The sequence below is a fragment of the Chitinophaga sp. genome (genome assembly GCF_035564935.1).
Lineage (GTDB): Bacteria > Bacteroidota > Bacteroidia > Chitinophagales > Chitinophagaceae > Chitinophaga.
This window is the reverse complement of sequence record NZ_DATMTE010000567.1, coordinates 1-2,553: the sequence shown is the minus strand read 5'-3', so window position 1 is coordinate 2,553 and position 2,553 is coordinate 1. Positions and strand designations below refer to the sequence as shown.

Annotated in this window: 2 protein-coding genes; both read left to right on the top strand. The window is 49.5% G+C overall.

Annotated elements, in window-relative coordinates:
- A partial coding sequence (locus VN105_RS14690) for a FecR family protein (protein WP_325642157.1) occupies window positions 1-576 on the top strand: 576 nt, incomplete at its 5' end.
- A 20-nt stretch (window positions 577-596) separates the two neighbouring features.
- Window positions 597-2,429, top strand: coding sequence for a TonB-dependent receptor plug domain-containing protein (locus tag VN105_RS14685; protein ID WP_325642155.1), 1,833 nt, complete (start codon window positions 597-599; stop codon window positions 2,427-2,429).
- The last annotated feature ends 124 nt before the right edge of the window (window positions 2,430-2,553 follow it).

Genomic DNA, 2,553 nt, shown 5'->3' with positions numbered 1-2,553 from the left:
CTTCCTGATGGTTCCATTGTGCAGCTGAATGCTAATTCGTCCATCTCTTATCCCTGCAAATGGACAAAGGAAAATATAAGAACAGTAACACTGAACGGAGAGGCCTATTTTAATGTATCCAAATCACCCGCAGGATTGCATCCTAAATTCAGGGTACTGATGCCACAGGTAACCATCGAAGTAAAAGGTACTGCCTTTAATGTGTATCATCGTCATGAACAGGTGAAAGTATTACTGGAAGAGGGAAAGATAGTAGTGAACGATAGCCTGGATATGAAGCCGGGAGATATGATGTATTTCAAACCAGGTGAACATCACCGGTTACAGGCAGACCCGGCTATGCTTACTGCCTGGAAACAGCACCGCCTCCTTTTCAGGAACACACCATTGATAAATATTGCGCAGCAACTGGAAGATATATACGGCTACAGGATTCAGTTCAGGAATAAGAAAACGGAAGGCCTGCTATTTACCGGTTCCGGCCCCGCTGATGATCCTGCCATGCTCCTGAAAGCAATGGCTACGGTACATCAGCTGAAAATGAAACAAAACAATTCAGTCATCATTTTTGAATAAGGTCTTAAAAATTTACAGTTATGCAAAAGAGCTTTACGAAGCTTTATGCTCCCTGGAGCGCAACGCTGCTATTATTGCTGCTGCTGGCCACCACCACAAGCGCACAGCAACTGATGGTAAGAAGCGGCGATACGCCGGGGGAAGCAGGAACTATCCCACTCCGCCAGATGCTGACCAACCTTGAAACAAGGTTTAACATCAGCTTTAATTATTCGCCTACACAGGTGGCAGATAAATTTGTAGCAGGGAAACAAACCCGTGTTACAGACGCCAACCTGGAATCACAATTGCTGAAAATGCTTGCCCCATTGGGTTTGCAGGCAGTTAAACTAAGCGATCGTGATTATGCGATCCGCTCCGCTGCCGGGGAAACTGCCGGCACCAAAGCACAGGAAGTAGTTGTTAAAGGAAGCGTTACCGATGAAAGCGGTGTACCGCTTCCCGGTGTAAGCGTACATGAAAAAGGAACAACGAATGGTACTGCTACCAATGTAGACGGACAGTTCAGCATTAAGGTAGCCGGAAACAATGCTATCCTCGTATTCCGGTCGGTAGGCTACCAGTCGAAAGAAGTAGCCGCAGGAAACGGTACCCTGCAGGTGCAGTTAACGGCTACGGTGCGCAGTCTTGACGACGTGGTGGTAACCGCCCTCGGTATCAGACGCCAGGAAAAAGCGCTCGGTTATTCTATTGCCACCCTGAAGGGCGACCAGGTAAGCACCGTGAAAGAGGTAAACATTGCCAACGCCTTATCCGGTAAAGTAACCGGTGTAAATGTAAGAAGCACCAGTTCCGATCCCGGCGCTACCTCGCTGGTAACCATCCGCGGGCAAAGCAGCCTGGAAGGCTATAACCAACCGCTGTATGTTGTGGACGGTATTCCCATTGCACCGGCAGTACGTAATCCGAAACAACCGGTAGGACAGGTGGTAGTTGACTACGGTAGCACTATCTCCGATATCAACCCCGATGATATCGCCAGCATCTCCGTACTGAAAGGCGCCAGCGCCTCCGCTTTGTATGGCTCCCGCGCTATCAACGGCGTGATCCTCATCACCACCAAGTCCGGCTCCGGCGCTGCAAAAGGACTGGGCGTTTCGGTGAACTCCAGCGCTATGTTCGATCAGCCCTGGCTGTTCCCCAAGTTCCAGAATGAATTTGGTTCCGGCGACCGCGAAGGCTCCGATGAAACAATTTCCGATGCCTCATGGGGGCCACGGTTGAATGTTGGTACCAAACATGTGCAGTGGAACAGCCCCCTGGACGCCAACGGGCAGCCTGTTCCCACTGATTGGGTGGCATACCCCGACCGGCATAAGGATTTTTTCCGCACCGGCTCTACCTTCACCAATAACATTGCCGTTACCGGTAATAACAAGGATGGTAACTTCCGCTTGTCGTTTACCAACCTGAAAAATGAAGGCATCATTCCCAATACCGATCTGAAAAGAAATACCATCAACCTGGCTGCGGGATATAATCTTAATCCCAACATCAGGGTGAGTACCAATATCGGTTATACGAAAAACAGCAGCGGCAACCGGCCTACCTTTAACCGCGGCAGCGTGAGTAACATCGTATATACTACCACACCGAACGTGGATATACGGCAGCTGCGCAACTACTGGATGCCCGGAAGAGAAGGGCCGCAGCAGTTTTCACATGTGCCCGGATCTGTAGATAATCCCTACCTGGTGGCATATGAGTTTATTAACGGGTTCGACCGCGATCGTATGACCGGCAACGTGGAACTGAATATACAGATCACGAAAGACCTGTCGCTCATGGGCCGTACAGGTATGGACCTTTACTCTGAAACCCGCGAAAGCAAAAGACCTTTCAGCGCAATATAGAATCCCACCGGCGCCTACGCTTTTGAAACAGAATTTTTCAGGGAGCAGAACACCGACTTCCTGTTGAGCTACAAGAAGAATATCAATTCAGATTTCTTTATATCTGTATCTGCGGGCGCTAACC